Below are 19,134 nucleotides of genomic sequence, written 5' to 3'. Positions count from 1 at the left end.
CGAAAACAAAAAAGCTGAGTACAGTTTTGTCTCAGCTTTTTATCTATCAATTGTACGCATTGATGCTAAAGATCGCATTAAATTTGAAATGAATTGATGCTCAAATTAGAGCAATGCTTTAAAACCTTGCTGACGCCATGCCTCATACACAATCACAGCCGTTGCATTAGACAAGTTTAAACTGCGTGAGTTTTCTGCCATGGGTAAACGAATCCAGTGCTGCTGCGGAAACAACATGCGTACTGCTTCTGGCAAACCACGTGTTTCAGGCCCCATCAACAAGGCAACAGGTCGGTTTAAATCCGAAGTATGTGGTGTTTCTGTGCCTTTGGTGGTTAATGGATAAATCGCATCCAACCCCACGCCTTTGCTGTCTAAATTAGCCAAGCATTGCTCAAGATTGTCCCAAATTTGCATACGTGCCCATTCATGATAATCCAAACCTGCACGTTTCAGCTTTTTATCATCCAGCTCAAAACCCAATGGCTTAATCAAATGCAATTGCGCACCTGTATTGGCACACAAACGAATGATATTGCCTGTATTGGCTGGAATTTCAGGCTCATATAAAACAACGTGGATCACAAATTTTCTCTACTTTTCACAATCCCTCCTCAGCTCCCTTTAGAAAATGTGGGAACTCCCCTCTTTTTAAAAGAGGGGTTGGGGGAGATTCATTACCATTTCAACTGTTCACGTAAATTGACCACTTCACCAATAATGGTCAAGGTAGGTGCCTGAATGTGATGCTGTGCGACTTTACTGGCAATATCCGCCAACGTCCCCACCACCACTTTTTGTTCAGGTGTCGTGCCTTTAGAAATTAAGGCGACAGGCATATCCGCCCGTTGTCCATGTGCAATCAGTTTTTCACAAATGCTTTCTAAGCCAACCAAGCCCATATACAGCACCAAAGTTTGCTGTTCATACACCAATTCTGACCACGGCAATTCAGGCGAACCTTCTTTTAAATGTCCAGTAAGAAAACGCACACTTTGCGCATAATCTCGATGAGTCAGTGGAATACCTGCATAAGCCGAACAGCCCGAGGCTGCGGTGATGCCCGGTACGACCTGAAATGACACACCTGCTTCATACAATTCTTGAATTTCTTCACCGCCACGCCCAAAAATAAACGGATCGCCACCTTTTAAACGGCAAACTCGCTTACCTGCTTGTGCATATTTCACCAATAATGCATTGATGCCTTCTTGCGGTACAGCATGGTTAGAACGTGCTTTTCCGACATAGACTTTTTCGGCATCACGGCGACACAATTCTAAAATAGGTGCAGACACCAAACGATCATAAATCACCACATCGGCTTGCTGCATTAAACGCAAGGCTTTTAAGGTCAGTAACTCAGGATCACCTGGCCCTGCACCAACCAAATACACCTCGCCTTTCGGTGTTTGCCATTCCGCTAAAGCCTGTTGGATACTTTGGTTTGCAGCGTCAAGATTGTCGTTGAACACCTGTTCTTTAAGAGGACTGGCATATAGCTCCTCCCAAAAAATACGGCGCTCATCTGGATTTACAATTTTCTGTTTTACTGCGGCACGCCACTGACCTGAAAACTCTGCCAGTTTGCCCATACCATGCGGAATGGTACTTTCCAGTTGTGTACGAATTTGACGTGACAATACAGGCGATGTGCCATTACTCGCGACTGAAATCACCAAAGGCGAACGGTCAATGATGGCAGGCACCATAAAACGGCAATGTGGTGGATCATCAACACTATTGACCAGCACATTTTCGGCTTCGCAAGCTGCAAAAACTTGCTGATTGACCAAATTGTTATCCGTTGCAGCAATCACCAAACGATAGTGACGTAACGCAGTAGATGGACTAAAAACATCCTGTACATACTGCCCCTGACTTTGTTGCACCAGTTGCAATAAATTGACATCAATTTCAGGGGCAAGCACATCAACTTTTGCGCCCGCTTTAGCCAGTAACACCGCTTTGCGATAAGCAATATGCCCACCGCCCACAATCAGACAAGGTTGCTGCTGCAACTTTAACGAGATTGGAAAAATATCCACACTAAACCTCAATATTTAAATCTGATTGTAAGCAATTTCATCCTAAGTCGACCTGCACTCAACTTAGTCAATAAACTCTAAACCGCCCATGTACGGACGTAATACTGCAGGAATTTCAATCGAACCATCAGCACGTTGATAGTTTTCCATAACAGCCAATAAAGTACGTCCTACCGCCAAACCTGAACCGTTTAATGTATGCACAAATTCAGTTTTCTTTTGGTCGGCACGGTAGCGTGCTTTCATACGACGCGCTTGGAAATCCCCCATGTTTGAGCATGATGAAATTTCACGGTAAGTGTTTTGACTTGGCACCCAAACTTCTAAGTCATAGGTTTTGGTTGCGCCAAAGCCCATATCGCCACCACATAGAATAATTTTACGGTACGGTAAACCAAGTGCCTGCAAAATACCTTCTGCATGTCCAGTCAACTCTTCTAAAGCCTGCATTGAGGTTTCTGGTTTTACAATCTGCACCATTTCGACTTTATCAAATTGGTGCTGACGAATTAAACCACGAGTATCGCGACCATAAGAACCTGCTTCGCTACGGAAACAAGGGGTATGCGCTGCATATTTTAATGGCAAGCGTTCAGGGTCAATGATTTCATCACGCACAAAGTTGGTTACTGGAACTTCGGCAGTTGGAATTAGATAGTATTCTTTTTCACCTTGTAATTTGAACAAATCTTCTTCAAATTTAGGCAGCTGACCTGTACCACGCAATGAATCTGCATTGACCAAATACGGCACATACGCTTCGGTATAACCATTTTGAACAGTATGTGTATCTAACATGAACTGTGTAATTGCACGTTGTAAACGTGCCAATGGCCCTTTTAAAACACTAAAACGAGAACCTGTTAATTTGGTTGCAGTTTCAAATTCCAAACCACCCATTATTTCGCCAAGGTCGGTATGATCTTTAATTTCAAAATCAAACTGGCGTGGTGTGCCCCATTTCAATACTTCTACATTATCAGCCTCGTCTTTACCTTCAGGCACAGACTCATCTGGCAAGTTTGGAATAGACAATGATTTAGCTTCTAACTCATCTTGCAACTCTGCCAAAGCCACTTCAGCGGCTTTGATTTCATCGCCAATAGCAGCCATACGCGCCATAATTTCAGAAGCATCACCACCTGCTTTTTTAATCTGACCGACTTGTTTTGCGCCCGAATTACGCTCTGCCTGTAATGCTTCGGTTTTAGATTGCAATTCTTTACGACGTGCTTCAAGTGCTGCCCACTCTGCCACATCTAATTGCACACCACGTTTTGCCAAGGCTAAATTTACAGCCTCAATATTATTTCTGAGTAATTTCGGGTCAATCATAGCCAATCTTGGAATAAGAAAAAAACTGGCTATAGTGTAAGCGCTTCGGGTTAAAAAATACAGTAACCCGATTCACGGCTGCACCTTATTACAGCAATCTCTGCGTATTTTTGTGCAATTTTATTGGCTAGGATACTGCGGCAAACTTGGCAAATATTCAGGCTTAATTAATTTTTCCGTCGTATAGTAAGGCAGAATCAACTCAGGCATACCTTCTGCATAAGATGCCAATTCATACAACGGGTAGACAAAGACCAAACCATTGGCGCCATAATAAAAATTATCGCTCAGTTTAAACTTTTCACGGGAAATATCATGTTCATCTAGCCAGTTATAATTATGGTTAAATAATTCTTCTGTCATTTTGGCTTCCGTATTGGGCAGCATAATATCTTGCAACGCCAAACGCTTTTTCTGTTTTAAATCAAAAGTCACAAATTCTTGGTGATGAATACCATGTGCTGCACCCGCAGGGTAACTATAGCTTTGCAAACTAAACGTCGCTAAATTGGCATGTTGCCCGATATAACGCACATAGCTCGAACTCTGACTCAGTCGCATAGGATCGGTTTCTTCTACCTTTGGCGTTGCAGTTGATGCCACAGCTTCAGAAAATGCAATTGGGTCTGCCTTTTGCAAACGTTGCATAAAATATTCATCAATCCACGCCACATTGGTTTTTACTGTCTGAATATCGTAAGCAGTACAGCCTTCTTCATCACAAATTTGCTGTTGTGGCAATTTAAGCGCCACCACTTTAGCTTGAATCACAGGAATCTCGGCTGTGACAGATGCAGGCGCAGCTTGCTCAGTTTCGGTTTTAGAAGTTGCCTCACTCTTTGGCTGACATGCAGTCAACAACAGAACCGAACTTAAAGCGACAGCACCCAAAAACACCTGTGATTTTAAATATTGCATTAAATTCCCCTTCTACCACGATTCATAAAGTCCAATGATTAGAAATGCAAACCTGCACAAATCTTGCGATAAAATTGCTTCAATTGAATTAGTCAAGACTATAGATAACTCTCGCTGTTCAATCCTAGAGCAGTTGTGTAACGGAATAATCGGGGGATAAAGTTGCTTAAAATTAATGCTCATATTTTTGTATGATTATTTTTATTTTTTCATTATAAATCAAAATATTGATAACACATCATTAGTGCAAAATGATGATCTGTGATGACTCAGTCTATATCCTGCATATTGCAAAATGTGAATTATCCCAAGATTTATCCACAGAAATTGTGGATTTCTCAGGAAGAATATTCAAATAAATTTCCGCTATGCTGAAGCTGAAAACCTTCTCCCTGTGGGAGAAGGCTAGGATAAGGAATAACAAATTATGCTTTTAAAAGAATGTATGAAAACATTCAATTATTGATCAATAATGTCCGTGCCTTTTGGTGGAGTAAAATTAAAAGTTGAGGCTGGTATCGCCGCATTGACTTTTACATTATTAAAGCGCACATGCGTGGTTTGTCCCAATGAGTCCTGTAAAATCATTAAGGTTGGCGCGTTACGCGCACCAAAACTAATGGTTAAACTCTGAAATACGCCATCATCACTTTTTGGGTATAAGGTGTAATAAGTCTTTGACTTATTCGGCTGGGTCACACGATACGACTGCATGATTTGATTGGTATTGCCCGAAAGCAACAACGCAGGCGTATTTGCCACTTGATCATCTAGGCTTTGGCGTACAGCTTGTTGTAAGTCTGGGTCATAAATCCATACGGTTTTACCCGTAGTCACAATTGTTTGTTTGGCTGGACTGGTGGTTTCCCAAAAGAATTTACCCGGACGCTCAACTTTCATAACCCCTTTAAAATTCTGGTTCATGTGCTGTGCCGATAAACCACGGTTTGGCAAAGCCTTGCCATTGTTGCTAACTTTTGTGGTTTGCTCAAAATTGGCGGTAAAACTTTTAATACCATTCAATTGTTTAACAAGGTTTGCTGTCGCTTGTTGCTCCGATGCTGCCACTGGCGCAGCAAACACTGTAGTACTCATGATTGGCGCTAAAGTGGTTGCACCCAATGCCACAGCACACATCGTTTTACGAAGCATATTCATAGATTCACCTTTTTATATTTGCTCAATCGCAATGTTTTGGATGTCCCATCTTAAACCAATTTCTGGCGCTAATATGATAGAAAATAAGAAGTTTTGTATGCTTATTAATATAAAATGTAGAAATTTATCCATCATGATGAAGAACTAAAAGTTATCCTTTGACCCTAATTTTCCATCATACAAGCATAAAAAAACCCACAATCACTTGTGGGTTTTTTCACTATTTCAGCTTACGCTTCAACAGATACGTAGCGACGGCCAAATTGACCTTTCACTTCGAATTTTACTACGCCGTCAGCAGTAGCAAATAAAGTATGGTCACGGCCCATACCTACGTTTGCACCAGCGTGGAATTCTGTACCACGTTGACGAACGATGATGTTACCAGCAGTTACAGTTTGACCACCGTAAACTTTAACACCTAACATCTTAGGATTCGAATCACGACCGTTCTTAGTCGATCCACCGGCTTTTTTAGTTGCCATGTCTATTTACTCCTAGTGATTAGCCTGCAATACCAGTAATTTTCAACTCGGTAAACCATTGACGGTGACCTTGTTGCTTACGGTAGTGTTTACGACGACGCATTTTAACAATACGGATTTTGTCGTGACGACCATGACCAACCACTTCTGCAGTTACTTTAGCGCCAGCAACAACTGGAGCACCGATTTGAACGTTGTCACCGTTTACAACCATTAATACGTCATCAAACGTAATAGTTGCGCCAGTTTCAGCTTTCAATAATTCAACTTTAAGGGTTTCACCCTCAACAACACGGTGCTGTTTACCACCGCTTTGGATTACTGCGTACATAATGTACTCCAAACATGCCCGTGTCGTCGTGCCGATAAAGGGATATATCGATCTTAAAACGAACGCCACTGGGGGTTATTCAAGGGCAAAGATTTTAAGCGATATTCGCACAAACAACAAGCCATTTACGGCAATTATTGCACAACAAGGTTGATTATTTAATACCCAGCCGCGTAAATGACTTTCTGCAGCCTCATCCATATTCAATGGATCAATCAATACAGACAGATTGTGTTGGCGTAAACTGCTGTGCTTGTTAAAATCATGCCCAACTTGAGCAAATAACTGAATTTACCCACAAAGTTATTGACTTCGTTTTCTAGTAGAATTAACAATTACAGCATTTGGCAGGTGCCTAACTATTGCATTCATTGCGTTATTTTCGCAGACTTAAGCAGTTTTCTTGGCTGTAACATAAGTTACAACTGATTCAACTAAGTTGTCATTCAATATTATTGAGGTTTCTCTTCACATGACCATCGACTTTAAGCAAGACATTCTCGCCCCTGTTGCTTCTGATTTTGCCGCGATGGATACATTTATTAATGAAGGGATTACCTCTAAAGTCGCGTTAGTGATGGCGGTTAGTAAGCATGTGGTCGAAGCTGGCGGTAAGCGCATGCGTCCAATTATGTGCTTACTTGCTGCCAAAGCTTGTGGTGCAGAAGATTTAGAGCGTCAACGTAAACTGGCTGCAATTATTGAAATGCTGCATACCGCAACTTTGGTGCATGATGATGTGGTGGATGAGTCTGGTTTACGTCGTGGTCGACCTACTGCTAACGCCACTTGGAATAACCAAACAGCGGTTTTAGTCGGTGACTTTTTAATCTCTCGCGCCTTTGACTTATTGGTCGATTTAAACGATTTGGTATTGCTAAAAGACTTTTCTACAGGGACTTGTGAAATTGCCGAAGGTGAAGTTTTACAATTACAGGCACAGCATCAACCTGACACTACAGAACAAATTTATTTAGACATTATTCACGGCAAAACTTCACGTTTATTTGAACTTGCCACTGAAGGTGCAGCAATTTTAACAGGCACGCCACAGTACCGCGAGCCGTTGCGTTTATTTGCAGGACACTTTGGCAATGCCTTCCAAATTATTGATGATATTTTAGATTACACGTCAGACGCTGAAACATTAGGTAAAAATATTGGCGATGATTTAATGGAAGGCAAACCAACTTTGCCTTTAATCTCTGCATTAAGAAATACCACTGGCGAACAACACCAAATTATTCGTCGCAGTATTGCGACAGGTGGTACTTCTGACCTCGATCAGGTTATTGCCATTGTGCAGTCCTCTGGCGCTCTCGATTATTGCCGCCAGCGTGCCACAGAAGAAACAGAAGCCGCAATTGCCGCTTTAGAAGCACTGCCAGACTCGGAGTATCGTCAGGCCTTAAAGAATTTAGCCTTAATGGCTTTACATCGCATTCAATAATTTAAGCAGCTTATGCATATAAAACTCAACGATTTACTTAGAAAAATGCAAGAGCAGCTAGATACACCCAAAGCTGTTCTGGATGAAAGTCTGCTGATTGAACTGGTCAATCGTATCCGTCCAAGTGACACTCAAGATTTAGAAGAAACCCATGAAAAGTTTCAGGCTTTTTTGCAAGCACTTCTGCTAACGCCTGATGCCAGCTCAACCCTGCAACATTTTGTTTTACGTCTAATCAATCAATACAAACAAACCAGTTTATTTGCCGACACGGGTATTTTATCGCTCGATGGCTTTTGGAATCAGTTATTTCAACGTTTAGGCGCACATTTTTTACCGCTAATTCATGATGAAAGCCAACTGCAAGATTTAGTCCGTCGAATTTTCCCACTGCGTAGTGACAAATACTGGCTCGATAATATTGAAGATGCCGAATGGCAGCAATTATTTACTTTGCTGAATCGCGGACATGGTGGACAAACGCAAAAACGCCTGATTCGCAGTGAAATTATTAAAGCCCTGACAGTGTTGTCGTATCGGGTCAGTGGCATTGGTTTGTATCCTGAATTTATTAATGCCTACCCTGAACTGAGTGAATATGATTCACCTTTTTTGGCACAAAACCGCGAAATCAACGAGTTTATTCAGCTTTATAAAGTTGCCGATCAACAACACGATCAAATCAGTGCCATTCAACCACCCGATGCCTCTCAAGCTTTGGTGATGATTGACCAATGTCATGATGTCAGCAGTAAAATTCGTCGTGCCACCAAACGAACTGGCGTCAGCATCAGTCTGACCTACTTATTGTCTTTACTTGAACAATGTTTAGAGCGGATTGAGCTGTTGCTAAATTTAATCGTGGCGCAAGACAATGTCGCTTATGTTTCCGCAGGACAGTTACTTGTAGATGTCACTGCGGCACTATATAGCGAACGCAGTGTACGTTCCTTGCTTGCAGAAAACAGTGAGTTAATTGCCTTACAAGTCACTGAAAATGCTAGTAAAACGGGTGAGCATTATGTAAGTACCGACAAAGACGGCTTTTGGGGCATGTATAAAGCTGCGGCAGGTGCAGGTGTTTTAATTGCCACGATGGCGACTTTAAAAACCCTCGCCTCGCGTTTAGTGCTCGCTCCGATGATGCAGGCCATCATCAACAGCATGATTTATTCATTTGGTTTTATGCTGATTCATGTCTTGCACTTTACTGTTGCCACCAAACAACCCGCAATGACTGCTGCAGCATTGGCTTCTACGGTACAGCATCGTAAAGGCTCTAAAATGGCACAAATTGCCGAACTTGCTGCCTTAATTATTAATATTATCCGCACGCAGTTCGTCGCCATTTTGGGCAATATCTCGATTGCCATTCCAGTCGCAGCCTTAATTGCTTTTAGTTGGGATGCCATGTTGCATGAACCGTTGATGTCACATGCCAAAGCATCCAATATGCTGCACGACTTGAATCCGTTTACTTCACTTGCCATTCCACATGCCGCCATTGCAGGGGTATTTTTATTTCTGTCTGGTTTGATTGCAGGTTATTTCGATAACATGGCCGTGTATCGTAAAGTCGGGCCACGCCTAAAAGCCCATCTGCATTTAAAAAAGCTACTCGGGCAAGAACGTCTCAATATATTTGCCAATTATATAGAACGAAACTTAGGGGCTTTGGCAGGTAATTTCCTGTTCGGGATTATGCTCGGCAGTACCGCCACACTGGGTTATATTTTGGGTTTACCGATTGATATTCGCCACATTGCCTTCGCTTCTGCCAACTTTATTCAGGGTTTAATGAATATTAATGGCTCACCTGAAATTGGCCTGATTATTGTGTCCTTTTTAGGCGTACTGCTAATTGGTTTAACCAACTTATTTGTCAGCTTTACTTTAACCATTATTGTGGCATTGCGTGCGCGTCGGGTACGTTTTGAACAGTGGAAACCTTTGGCAAAATTGGTGCTGACTCACTTCTTAACCCGTCCAAGTGATTTCTTTTGGCCACCGAAACAACCAATTACAGTGGATGACGATGCATCCTCAAATACTGAACGAAATGCTAAAATTTAGTGCACATTTACATTGCGCACAAAGTAACAAAAAAAGAAATTCTTCTCATTTACATTGGCTTGAAATAAAGTGTACTGACTAGTACACTTTATTCCATTCATCAACCGTGCTCAAATCGGTTAAACTTACAGGGATTTTTAGCATGCCTAAAATACTGCTTTATCTCGGTAGTTTACTATTTATAATCAGTGTGTTAGTGCTAAACATTCCAAGTTGGCAACAATTTGATGTTGCCAGTGTGGAGTTTTTAAGTACCCAGCGCACCGCACATTTGAATCAATTGGCAATCACACTTTCTGTATTAGGTGGCATGCCATTTGTATTAATTTTAACCTGCCTATGGTGTTTCTATTTGGCATGGTATAAAAAATACACAAAAATTGTTTTTATCAGTGTAGGACTGGTCGTAAGTATTGCGCTTTCATGGCTGCTCAAATACCTATTCGCGCGACCTCGCCCGCCTGAAGCATTGCATTTGGTGGAAACTTTTGGCGCATCATTTCCAAGCGCTCATAGTTTTTATGCTGCAACTTTAGGTTGTTTGGTGATTTACCTGAGTTTGCAACATCCAGCGCATAAAATTTTGTCTGTGTGCGCGTGGTTATGGATGTTGCTGATGGGCATTTCCCGTGTGTATCTGGGAGTGCACTATCCTTCAGATGTCCTCTCTGGTTGGAGCATAAGTTTTATTTGGATCACATTGTGGTATCTGTTTTGCGCTCAATATCTGCAAGACAAACCAATACATAAGTTTAGATAAAAATCTAATAGAGGTGAAAGAATGATGTCTGCAAAGCTTTGGGCTCCTGCCCTGACTGCTTGCGCATTAGCCACAAGTTTAGCACTTGTGGGTTGTAGCAAAGATCCAAAAGATGCACAGCAAGCAGGTGCAGCTCAGGAAATGCCACCGACTGAGGTTGGCGTACTGGTGGCACAGCCACAAAGCGTGGAACAGTCTGTAGAACTGTCTGGACGTACCACAGCCTTTGAAATTTCAGAAGTTCGCCCACAAACCAGTGGTGTGGTTCTGAAACGTTTATTTACCGAAGGCAGCTACGTGCGTGAGGGTCAGGCGCTTTATGAAATTGACTCACGTACCAACCGTGCCAGTCTAGACAGTAGCCGTGCAGCACTCACCCGCCAGCAAGCGCAATTGAATGTGTTACGCATTAAAGAAGGTCGTTACCGTCAGTTGGTAGGCAGCAATGCAATCTCTAAACAAGAATATGATGACATTGTGGCACAGGTAAAACTTGCCGAAGCCGATGTTGCTGCGACTCAAGCAGAAGTACGCAATGCCGAAATTAACCTAGGCTATTCGACTGTACGTGCCCCAATTTCAGGGCAAACTAACCGCTCTACTGTGACTGCAGGTGCATTGGTTACTGCGAGTCAGGCGGAACCGTTGGTGACGATTCAACGCTTAGACCCAATTTATGTAGACATCAATCAGTCCAGCGCAGAGTTACTACGTTTACGTCAGCAATTGAGTCAAGGTAGTTTAAATAGCAGCAACAACACCAAAGTAAAATTAAAACTTGAAGATGGCAGCTACTACCCTGTTGAAGGTCGTTTGGCTTTTTCTGATGCCAGCGTGAACCCAGAAACAGGCACCGTGACTTTACGCGCCGTGTTCCCAAATTCAAATCATTTATTATTGCCGGGTATGTTTGCCACTGCGCAAATTGTGCAAGGTGTGATTCCTAACGCAATCTTAATTCCACAAGCTGCGATTAGCCGTACCCCAACAGGTCAGGCAATGGCAATGATTGTGAATGCCAAAGGTATTGTTGAACCGCGTCCTGTGACCACAGTTGGTACGCAAGGCAGCAACTGGATTGTGACTGAAGGTTTGCAAACTGGCGATAAAGTGATTGTCGAAGGTATTGCCAAAGTAAAACCTGAACAGCAAGTGGTCGCTAAGCCGTATCAACCGCAAGGCGCTGCTCCTCAAGCTGCACCTGCTGCACCAGCAAAATCGGGGGATGCCAAACCAGCCTCAGAAGCCCAAGCAACTAAATCAAAAGCTACTTCAAATACATAAGGAGTAGACGTTAATGGCTCACTTTTTTATTCATCGCCCCATTTTTGCATGGGTGATTTCATTGGTAATCATGTTGGCGGGGATTATTACCCTCACCAATATGCCAATTGCCCAATATCCGACCATTGCACCGCCAACGGTCACCATTGCTGCAACCTATCCGGGTGCATCTGCTGAAACTGTGGAAAACACAGTAACGCAAATTATTGAACAACAAATGAACGGCTTGGATGGTCTGCGCTATATTTCATCCAACAGTGCGGGGAACGGTTCTGCATCCATTACGTTAAACTTTGAACAAGGTATCGACCCAGATATTGCACAGGTTCAAGTACAGAACAAATTGCAATCTGCTACGGCGCTCTTGCCTGATGATGTGCAACGTCAAGGCGTGAAAGTGACCAAATCAGGAGCGAGCTTCTTACAGGTTCTCGCTTTTTATTCACCTGATGAAAGCCTGTCTGCCGATGATATTAAAGACTATGTTAACTCTAACATTTCTGAACCGCTGAGCCGTGTTGCAGGTGTGGGTGAAGTACAAGTCTTTGGTGGCTCATACGCGATGCGTATTTGGATGGACCCTGCCAAAATGGCGAGCTTGCAAGTCACACCAAGTGATATTGCTCAAGCGATTCGTACCCAAAACGCACAGGTTGCGGTAGGTCAATTGGGCGGCGCACCTGCAATTCAAGGTCAGGCTTTGAATGCTACAGTAACTGCGCAAAGCTTGCTGCAAACACCTGAACAATTCAGCAATATTTTTCTAAAAAATACCGCTTCAGGCGCTCAAGTGCGCTTGGGTGATGTGGCACGAATTGAACTTGGTGCAGACAACTATCAGTTTATTTCTAAATACAACGGCAAGCCTGCGGGCGGTGTCGCAATTAAATTATCTACAGGTGCTAACGCCCTAGATACTGCTGCTGCTGTGGAAGAACGCCTCAAGCAATTACGTCCTAACTACCCTGCGGGTTTAAAGGATGAGTTGGCTTTTGATACCACGCCATTTATTGAACTTTCGATTAAGAGTGTTGTTAAAACCTTAATTGAAGCGATCATTTTGGTCTTTATTGTGATGTTCCTGTTCTTGCAGAACTGGCGCGCCACAATTATTCCAACTATGGCCGTACCTGTGGTGGTACTGGGTACCTTTGCCGTGATCAACATGTTTGGCTTCTCGATTAACACCCTGACCATGTTTGCCATGGTACTGGCGATTGGTCTATTGGTCGATGACGCAATTGTCGTGGTGGAAAACGTAGAACGTGTCATGGTCGAAGAACATCTTGACCCTGTGGCGGCGACTGAAAAGTCGATGAAACAGATTTCAGGCGCACTGATCGGGATTACCTCGGTATTGTCTGCGGTATTCGTACCTATGGCATTCTTTGGTGGGACTACAGGCGTTATTTATCGTCAATTCTCAATTACGCTTGTGACTGCAATGGTGTTGTCACTGGTCGTAGCGTTGACCTTTACCCCTGCCCTATGTGCCACGATTCTTAAACAACACGATCCAAACAAGCCTGAAAGCAACGGTATTTTTGCGCGTTTCTTCCGCTGGTTTAACCGCAGTTTCGATAAGCTCTCGGTTAAATATCAAGGTGGTGTTAACCGCATGACGCATCATAAAATCTTCTCGGGGGTTTTATATGCAGTGGTACTGGGCATTATTGTGTTAGTGTTCCAAAAACTACCATCATCATTCTTGCCTGATGAAGATCAGGGCGTGGTGATGACATTGGTACAACTCCCACCAAATGCAACTTTGGAACGTACTGACGCCACCATGACCAGCATGACCAACTTTTTCAGAGAAAATGAAAAAGAGCATGTGCAGTCGGTATTTAGTGTTTCAGGCTTCTCTTTCTCAGGCGTTGGTCAAAACGCAGGTATGGCGTTCATTAAGTTAAAAGACTGGAGTGAGCGTACAAGCCCTGAATCTCAAGTTGGTGCAATTATCCAGCGTGGTATGGCACTGAACATGATTGTGAAAGATGCGACTTACATCATGCCATTACAGCTTCCTGCGATGCCAGAATTAGGTGTCAGCTCAGGCTTTAACTTGCAACTAAAAGATGCTGCGGGCAATGGTCATGAAAAACTCACCATGGCACGTAATATTGTGTTGGGTGAAGCATCTAAAGACCCTCGCTTAATGGGCGTACGTCCAAATGGTCAAGAAGATACACCACAGTACCGTATTATTATTGACCAAGCGCAAGCAGGTGCGGCAGGTGTCAGCATTGCTGAAATCAACAGCACCATGGGCATGGCTTGGGGTGGTTCGTACATCAATGACTTTATTGACCGTGGTCGCGTGAAAAAAGTCTATGTGCAAGCCGAATCTGATTCACGCATGATGCCTGAAGACCTGAACAAGTGGTATGTGCGCAATAACCGTGGTGAAATGGTGCCATTCTCTGCCTTTGCAACAGGTGAATGGACTTATGGTTCACCTCGTTTGGAACGCTATAACGGCGTATCTGCCAAGAACATTCAGGGTGCACCTGCGCCAGGTGTCAGCTCTGGTGAAGCCATGCAAGCGATGGAAGAAATTGTCGCAAAACTTCCATCTATGGGCTTAAACGGCTTTGACTATGAATGGACAGGTTTATCACTTGAAGAACGTGAATCGGGCGATCAGGCACCATTCCTCTATGCACTGTCATTACTGATTGTATTCTTGTGTTTGGCAGCCTTGTATGAAAGCTGGTCTATTCCATTCTCGGTGCTGTTGGTGGTACCGTTGGGTATTGTCGGAGCATTATTGCTCACCTTCGGGGGCATGATCTTGTTCAAAAACCCGAACCTATCCAACAACATTTACTTCCAAGTGGCAATTATTGCCGTGATTGGTTTATCAGCCAAAAACGCGATTTTGATTGTGGAATTTGCCAAAGAGCTACAAGAAAAAGGTGAAGACCTGTTTGAAGCGACCTTGCATGCTGCAAAAATGCGTTTACGCCCAATCATTATGACCACTTTGGCCTTTGGTTTTGGTGTATTGCCGCTTGCACTTTCATCAGGTGCGGGTGCAGGTAGCCAACACTCAGTAGGTTATGGTGTGTTAGGTGGTGTGATTAGCTCAACCTTGTTAGGGATCTTCTTTATTCCTGTATTCTATGTCTGGATTAGAAGTATCTTTAAATACAAACCAAAACAACAAAATAATCAGGAGCATGTATCGTGATGCAAAACTTATGGTCGCATACAGGCCGTGGTATTGCGGTTTCTGCCCTCGCGCTTGCTTTGACAGCTTGTCAAAGTATGCGTGGGCCAGAGCCCGTTGCACAAGCGGATATTCCACAAAGCTATACCAGTACTGTCGCAGGTACGTCAGTTGCTGAACAGGGCTACAAAGATTTTTTTGCTGATGCACGCTTAATTCAAGTACTTGATTTAGCTTTAGCAAATAACCGTGACTTACGTACTGCTGCCTTGAATATTCAACGTGCTCAAGAACAGTATCAAATCACGCAAAACAACCAATTGCCTACCATTGGTGTGAGCGGTGATATTACTCGCCAAACTTCTGTCAATGCGTTAGGTGAATCCAAACCAAACACAACCTACCGTGTAGGTTTAGGCGTAACCTCATACGAGCTTGATTTTTGGGGTCGTGTACGCAGCTTAAAAGACAATGCATTAGATAACTTCTTGGCAACTCAAAGCTCGCGTGATGCCACACAAATTGCCTTGATTGGTCAGGTGGCGCAAGCATGGCTCAACTATTCTTTTGCCAATGCCAATTTAAAACTGGCAGACCAAACCTTAAAAACACAGCTTGAGTCTTATAACCTCAACAAAAAGCGTTTTGATGTCGGCATTGATAGTGAATTACCTGTCCGTCAGGCACAAATTTCTGTTGAAACTGCACGTAATGATGTCGCCAACTACAAAACCCAAGTCGCGCAAGCACAAAACTTGCTGAACTTGTTGGTGGGCGAACAAGTTCCAAGTGCATTATTGCCATCACAACGTGTGACACGTATTACCAAAACTACCGCAATTGGCGCTGGCTTACCAAGTGACTTGCTGAATAACCGTCCTGATATTCGTACTGCAGAGTATCGACTATCGGCTGCGGGTGCCAATATTGGTGCAGCAAAAGCACGTTTATTCCCAAGCATTAGCCTCACGGGCAATGCAGGCTATGCATCAACTGACTTGAGTGATTTGTTTAAATCAGGCAGTTTTGTTTGGGCAGTGGGCCCGAGCATCGACTTGCCAATTTTTGATTGGGGCACACGCCAAGCCAACATCAAAATTTCAGAAACGGATCAACAAATTGCTTTGGCTGACTATGAAAAATCAATTCAGTCTGCATTCCGTGAAGTGAATGATGCTTTGGCAGTTCGTCAAAATATTGGTGATCGTTTAGCGGCACAAAAACGCTTGGTTGATGCGACCAATACCACTTATAAATTATCTAATGCACGCTTCCGCGCAGGCATTGACAACTATTTAACCGTGTTGGATGCACAGCGTACGTCTTATGCAGCAGAACAAGGTTTATTGTTGTTGGAACAAGCCAATTTGAACAATCAGGTGGAGTTGTATAAATCTTTGGGTGGCGGTGTGAAAGCCAATACTTCAGATGCCACATCACAACCTGCATCATCGGCAGAACGTAAAGCGCAATAAGTCTTTGCGTCTACCTTAAATTTGCTGCTTAACAGCTCAGATATAAAGACTAAATCAGCTCACTTCGGTGGGCTTTTTTATTGCTTTTTGCAAGCACATTTCATATCTTCAATACGTCTTGTTTTTAAATATTAGAATCTTATGTTGCTTAGTAATCTTGAATCTGTACCAGGTCATCGTATTTCACGGCAAATTGATGTGGTCTATGGCAGCACCGTACGCAGTAAGCATGTGGGGCGTGACTTCTTGGCAGGACTCAAAAATATTGTCGGTGGTGAATTAACGGCTTATACCGAATTACTAGAAGAATCACGCCAAGAAGCGATGGATCGTATGATTGCTAAAGCACGTGGTTTAGGTGCCAATGCTATTGTTGGGATTCGCTTTTCTACTTCAAATATCGCTCAAGGTGCTTCGGAATTGTTTGTTTATGGTACAGCAGTGGTGGTCGAGAAAGCAAAGATTATTGAACAGGAATAACATCACATGGATAATTTAATTCTGCAAATTGTTGTCTTTGCGATTTTATTTGCCGTAGGCTTTGGTTTTGGGCGACACAACGAACGCAAACATTTCAAATATTTAGCCGAGCAAGAACTGCATTTAAGTTATATTCAGATTGATAATAACCGCTTCCAGACCAGTCCCAATTTTGGGCAATTGATACACAGCAATGTGGTCATTTCTCATGATTATTTTAAGTTTGTGATTGCCAATATTCAGAACTTCTTTGGCGGGCGCTTGACCAGTTATGAAAGTATTGTCGAGCGGGCGCGTCGTGAAGCCATCGTCCGTTTAAAATTAGAAGCTGAAAAAATGGGCGCAAATCATATTATGGGGCTGCGTTTAAGCACCACAGAATTGGGGATGCAAGGCGGCATGGTCGAAGTCTTTGCTTATGGAACGGCGGTTCAAAATAGCGTTAGTCAATTCTCTGCAAAACGCTGAGTACATCTTTCAGCGTTTGTAAAGAATTTAGTATAAATACTGATCTCGATAAGGCTGAGGAATTTGATATTGCCGACCATCAAATTTTAAAGTGAAACGCTGTTGAGTAGACACTCGTTTAGTTTCTTTGCAATTTTCTAAATCGCCCGACATTTCATAATGTTGAATACGATCACGTAATTGCATATCAAAATATTGTCGAGTTGTATTTCGCAAGATCATTAAAATAGCTTTGCTTTCTATTACTTTGGCATTACAACGTGTATCGGTTTCTGCCTGATAGCGCGCTACGATTAAGCCGTTTAAAATTTTCTTGTTATGTTGTAAATCATATAAATCGAGTACTTGCGCCGAAAAAGGATTGGCACTTGAACGTCCTGCATAATTCCTTCTTAAACCAATTGCCCTTAAGCTTTCAGAAACTTGATACGGCGCCAAATCTAAATGGATAGAACGCAGTTCAATTGCATCTGAAGGCAAAAGCTCTTTCACGTGATAGATTGAATGAAGCTTTTGCGTTTTACTATTTACGGTTAAAAAAGTCAGCTGATAATCATCTACAGGTTGATCATCTTTTGTCTGAGTTTCAGCATAAGCAATTAAAGTTTGTTCAGTAACATTGGGGAAATCTGCACAAGCCAAAAAGTCCTCATTCACTGTGGTTGTATTTGTGTGCTGTCGTAAAATCTTTTCAATATATTCAGGTTGTTTACACAACGAATCATCGTTTGTTTGTAATTTGGCAAATGTCGTTTGAGTCATCCCTAAGAAAGCGAAAAGCCACGCGCTGATAAAAAAACCTTTCATTATTAAACGCATGGCTCATCCTTCTTTTTGTTTTTATTATTTTATTTTGAAGTCACTTTGATTAAAAATTACTTCACTTTGGTTTTACGAATCATTTTATATAAAGTACTTGGCGATAAACGCGACACCAACACGCCCAGTTTTTCTTTAGCGCCCCCGACCACGATATATTCATCGCCTGCCATGAGTGCTTTAACTGTATTTTTAGCAAAAACATCGGCATCTAAACCATTTTCAATGGCTTCATCTTGATGTCCTTGTGGTTTGCCTTCACCATTCAACGCATTAAAAGACACATTGGTATTCACAAATCCTGGGAAAACAACTGAAACCTGTACGCCCTGCTCCGCTACTTCGGCACGCAAACTATTCGCCCACATGTGAATGGCACTTTTCGCTGCAGAATATGACGCGCGATATTGCGTACCCAATAATGCTGCAACACTAGATACAAAAATAATGCGACCATGTTTTTGCTGTAAAAAGGTCGGCAAGACAGTTTTGGTCAGAAAGACCTGAGAAAAATAATCCACTTCCATAATGGTGCGTTCAGTCTGCATAGTGGTATCGGCAATTAAAGCGCGCTGACTTAAACCTGCATTATTAATTAGCCAGTCAATGCGTCCTTTACGTGCCAAAACTTGTTCATACGCATGTAACACCTGACTTTCATTGGTAATATCTGCACATACAGAAAGATGACGTTCAGGATTCAGTAAACTCACGCGTACTTTTTCAAGTTCTTCATAACGACGTGCGGTTAAAATCACTTGTGCACCTTGTAAAGCACACTCTTTTGCCAATGCCTTACCAATGCCAGAAGATGCACCTGTAATCCACACCACTTTATGTTCCAAGTTTTCCCGTTTTGCCATAACCGTTTGTCCGCG

17 protein-coding genes are annotated in these 19,134 nt (G+C 42.7%); 8 read left to right on the top strand and 9 right to left on the bottom strand.

The annotated features are described in order from the left end of the window. Positions 1–105 precede the first annotated feature (105 nt). From FTV28_RS00525 to rplU, 7 genes are all read right to left on the bottom strand, one after another. The gene (locus tag FTV28_RS00525) at positions 106–585 is read right to left on the bottom strand and encodes a tRNA (cytidine(34)-2'-O)-methyltransferase (RefSeq protein WP_136144597.1); all 480 of its coding nucleotides are present in this window, start codon (positions 583–585) and stop codon (positions 106–108) included. Positions 586–677: 92 nt separating this feature from the next. Further along, positions 678–2,048, bottom strand: a complete 1,371-nt coding sequence (cysG, locus tag FTV28_RS00520; RefSeq protein WP_004972262.1) for a siroheme synthase CysG — start codon at positions 2,046–2,048, stop codon at positions 678–680. 63 nt (positions 2,049–2,111) lie between these two features. Continuing rightward, positions 2,112–3,383 (bottom strand): serine--tRNA ligase, encoded by a 1,272-nt coding sequence (gene serS, locus FTV28_RS00515; RefSeq protein WP_004972265.1) that lies wholly within the window; start codon positions 3,381–3,383, stop codon positions 2,112–2,114. A gap of 120 nt (positions 3,384–3,503) precedes the next feature. Continuing rightward, positions 3,504–4,301, bottom strand: coding sequence for an RsiV family protein (locus FTV28_RS00510; protein ID WP_179989233.1), 798 nt, complete (start codon positions 4,299–4,301; stop codon positions 3,504–3,506). 459 nt (positions 4,302–4,760) lie between these two features. Next, complete coding sequence (gene lolA / locus FTV28_RS00505) at positions 4,761–5,459, bottom strand: outer membrane lipoprotein chaperone LolA (protein ID WP_096902723.1); 699 nt, start codon at positions 5,457–5,459, stop codon at positions 4,761–4,763. Between the two features lie 230 nt (positions 5,460–5,689). Continuing rightward, the gene (gene rpmA, locus FTV28_RS00500; RefSeq protein WP_004760935.1) at positions 5,690–5,944 is read right to left on the bottom strand and encodes a 50S ribosomal protein L27; all 255 of its coding nucleotides are present in this window, start codon (positions 5,942–5,944) and stop codon (positions 5,690–5,692) included. A gap of 19 nt (positions 5,945–5,963) precedes the next feature. Then, entirely contained in the window at positions 5,964–6,275 is a 312-nt protein-coding gene (gene rplU / locus FTV28_RS00495; protein ID WP_004972275.1) for a 50S ribosomal protein L21, read from the bottom strand. Between the two features lie 472 nt (positions 6,276–6,747). Between rplU and sdsA the strand changes: the two genes are divergently transcribed. The 8 genes from sdsA (at position 6,748) to FTV28_RS00455 (ending at position 17,437) form a co-directional block, all read left to right on the top strand. Then, positions 6,748–7,725, top strand: coding sequence for an All-trans-nonaprenyl-diphosphate synthase (sdsA, locus tag FTV28_RS00490; RefSeq protein ID WP_179989232.1), 978 nt, complete (start codon positions 6,748–6,750; stop codon positions 7,723–7,725). 12 nt (positions 7,726–7,737) lie between these two features. Then, entirely contained in the window at positions 7,738–9,798 is a 2,061-nt protein-coding gene (locus tag FTV28_RS00485) for a site-specific recombinase (RefSeq protein WP_179989231.1), read from the top strand. Between the two features lie 142 nt (positions 9,799–9,940). Beyond that, positions 9,941–10,558, top strand: coding sequence for a phosphatase PAP2 family protein (locus FTV28_RS00480; RefSeq protein WP_179989230.1), 618 nt, complete (start codon positions 9,941–9,943; stop codon positions 10,556–10,558). A gap of 21 nt (positions 10,559–10,579) precedes the next feature. Next, positions 10,580–11,842: an efflux RND transporter periplasmic adaptor subunit gene (locus FTV28_RS00475; RefSeq protein ID WP_179989229.1), complete on the top strand. Its 1,263-nt coding sequence runs from the start codon at positions 10,580–10,582 to the stop codon at positions 11,840–11,842. A 13-nt stretch (positions 11,843–11,855) separates the two neighbouring features. Further along, positions 11,856–15,035 (top strand): efflux RND transporter permease subunit, encoded by a 3,180-nt coding sequence (locus FTV28_RS00470; RefSeq protein WP_004972283.1) that lies wholly within the window; start codon positions 11,856–11,858, stop codon positions 15,033–15,035. After that, complete coding sequence (gene adeK / locus FTV28_RS00465) at positions 15,035–16,489, top strand: multidrug efflux RND transporter AdeIJK outer membrane channel subunit AdeK (RefSeq protein ID WP_179989345.1); 1,455 nt, start codon at positions 15,035–15,037, stop codon at positions 16,487–16,489. The genes FTV28_RS00470 and adeK overlap by 1 nt, the downstream gene beginning before the upstream one ends. A gap of 141 nt (positions 16,490–16,630) precedes the next feature. Next, positions 16,631–16,969, top strand: a complete 339-nt coding sequence (locus tag FTV28_RS00460; RefSeq protein WP_179989228.1) for a YbjQ family protein — start codon at positions 16,631–16,633, stop codon at positions 16,967–16,969. A gap of 6 nt (positions 16,970–16,975) precedes the next feature. Next, complete coding sequence (locus FTV28_RS00455; protein ID WP_179989227.1) at positions 16,976–17,437, top strand: YbjQ family protein; 462 nt, start codon at positions 16,976–16,978, stop codon at positions 17,435–17,437. 27 nt (positions 17,438–17,464) lie between these two features. Here FTV28_RS00455 and FTV28_RS00450 read toward each other — a convergent pair whose 3' ends face one another. Beyond that, positions 17,465–18,256 (bottom strand): hypothetical protein, encoded by a 792-nt coding sequence (locus tag FTV28_RS00450; RefSeq protein WP_179989226.1) that lies wholly within the window; start codon positions 18,254–18,256, stop codon positions 17,465–17,467. A 56-nt stretch (positions 18,257–18,312) separates the two neighbouring features. Further along, a complete protein-coding gene (locus FTV28_RS00445; RefSeq protein ID WP_004972288.1) occupies positions 18,313–19,119 on the bottom strand; it encodes an SDR family NAD(P)-dependent oxidoreductase in 807 nt (268 codons plus the stop codon). Positions 19,120–19,134: the final 15 nt, after the last annotated feature.

Source organism: Acinetobacter sp. YH12252 (assembly GCF_013417365.1).
Lineage (GTDB): Bacteria > Pseudomonadota > Gammaproteobacteria > Pseudomonadales > Moraxellaceae > Acinetobacter > Acinetobacter towneri.
Note: the sequence above shows the minus strand (reverse complement) of the source record. Positions and strands in the feature narration are given on the sequence as shown.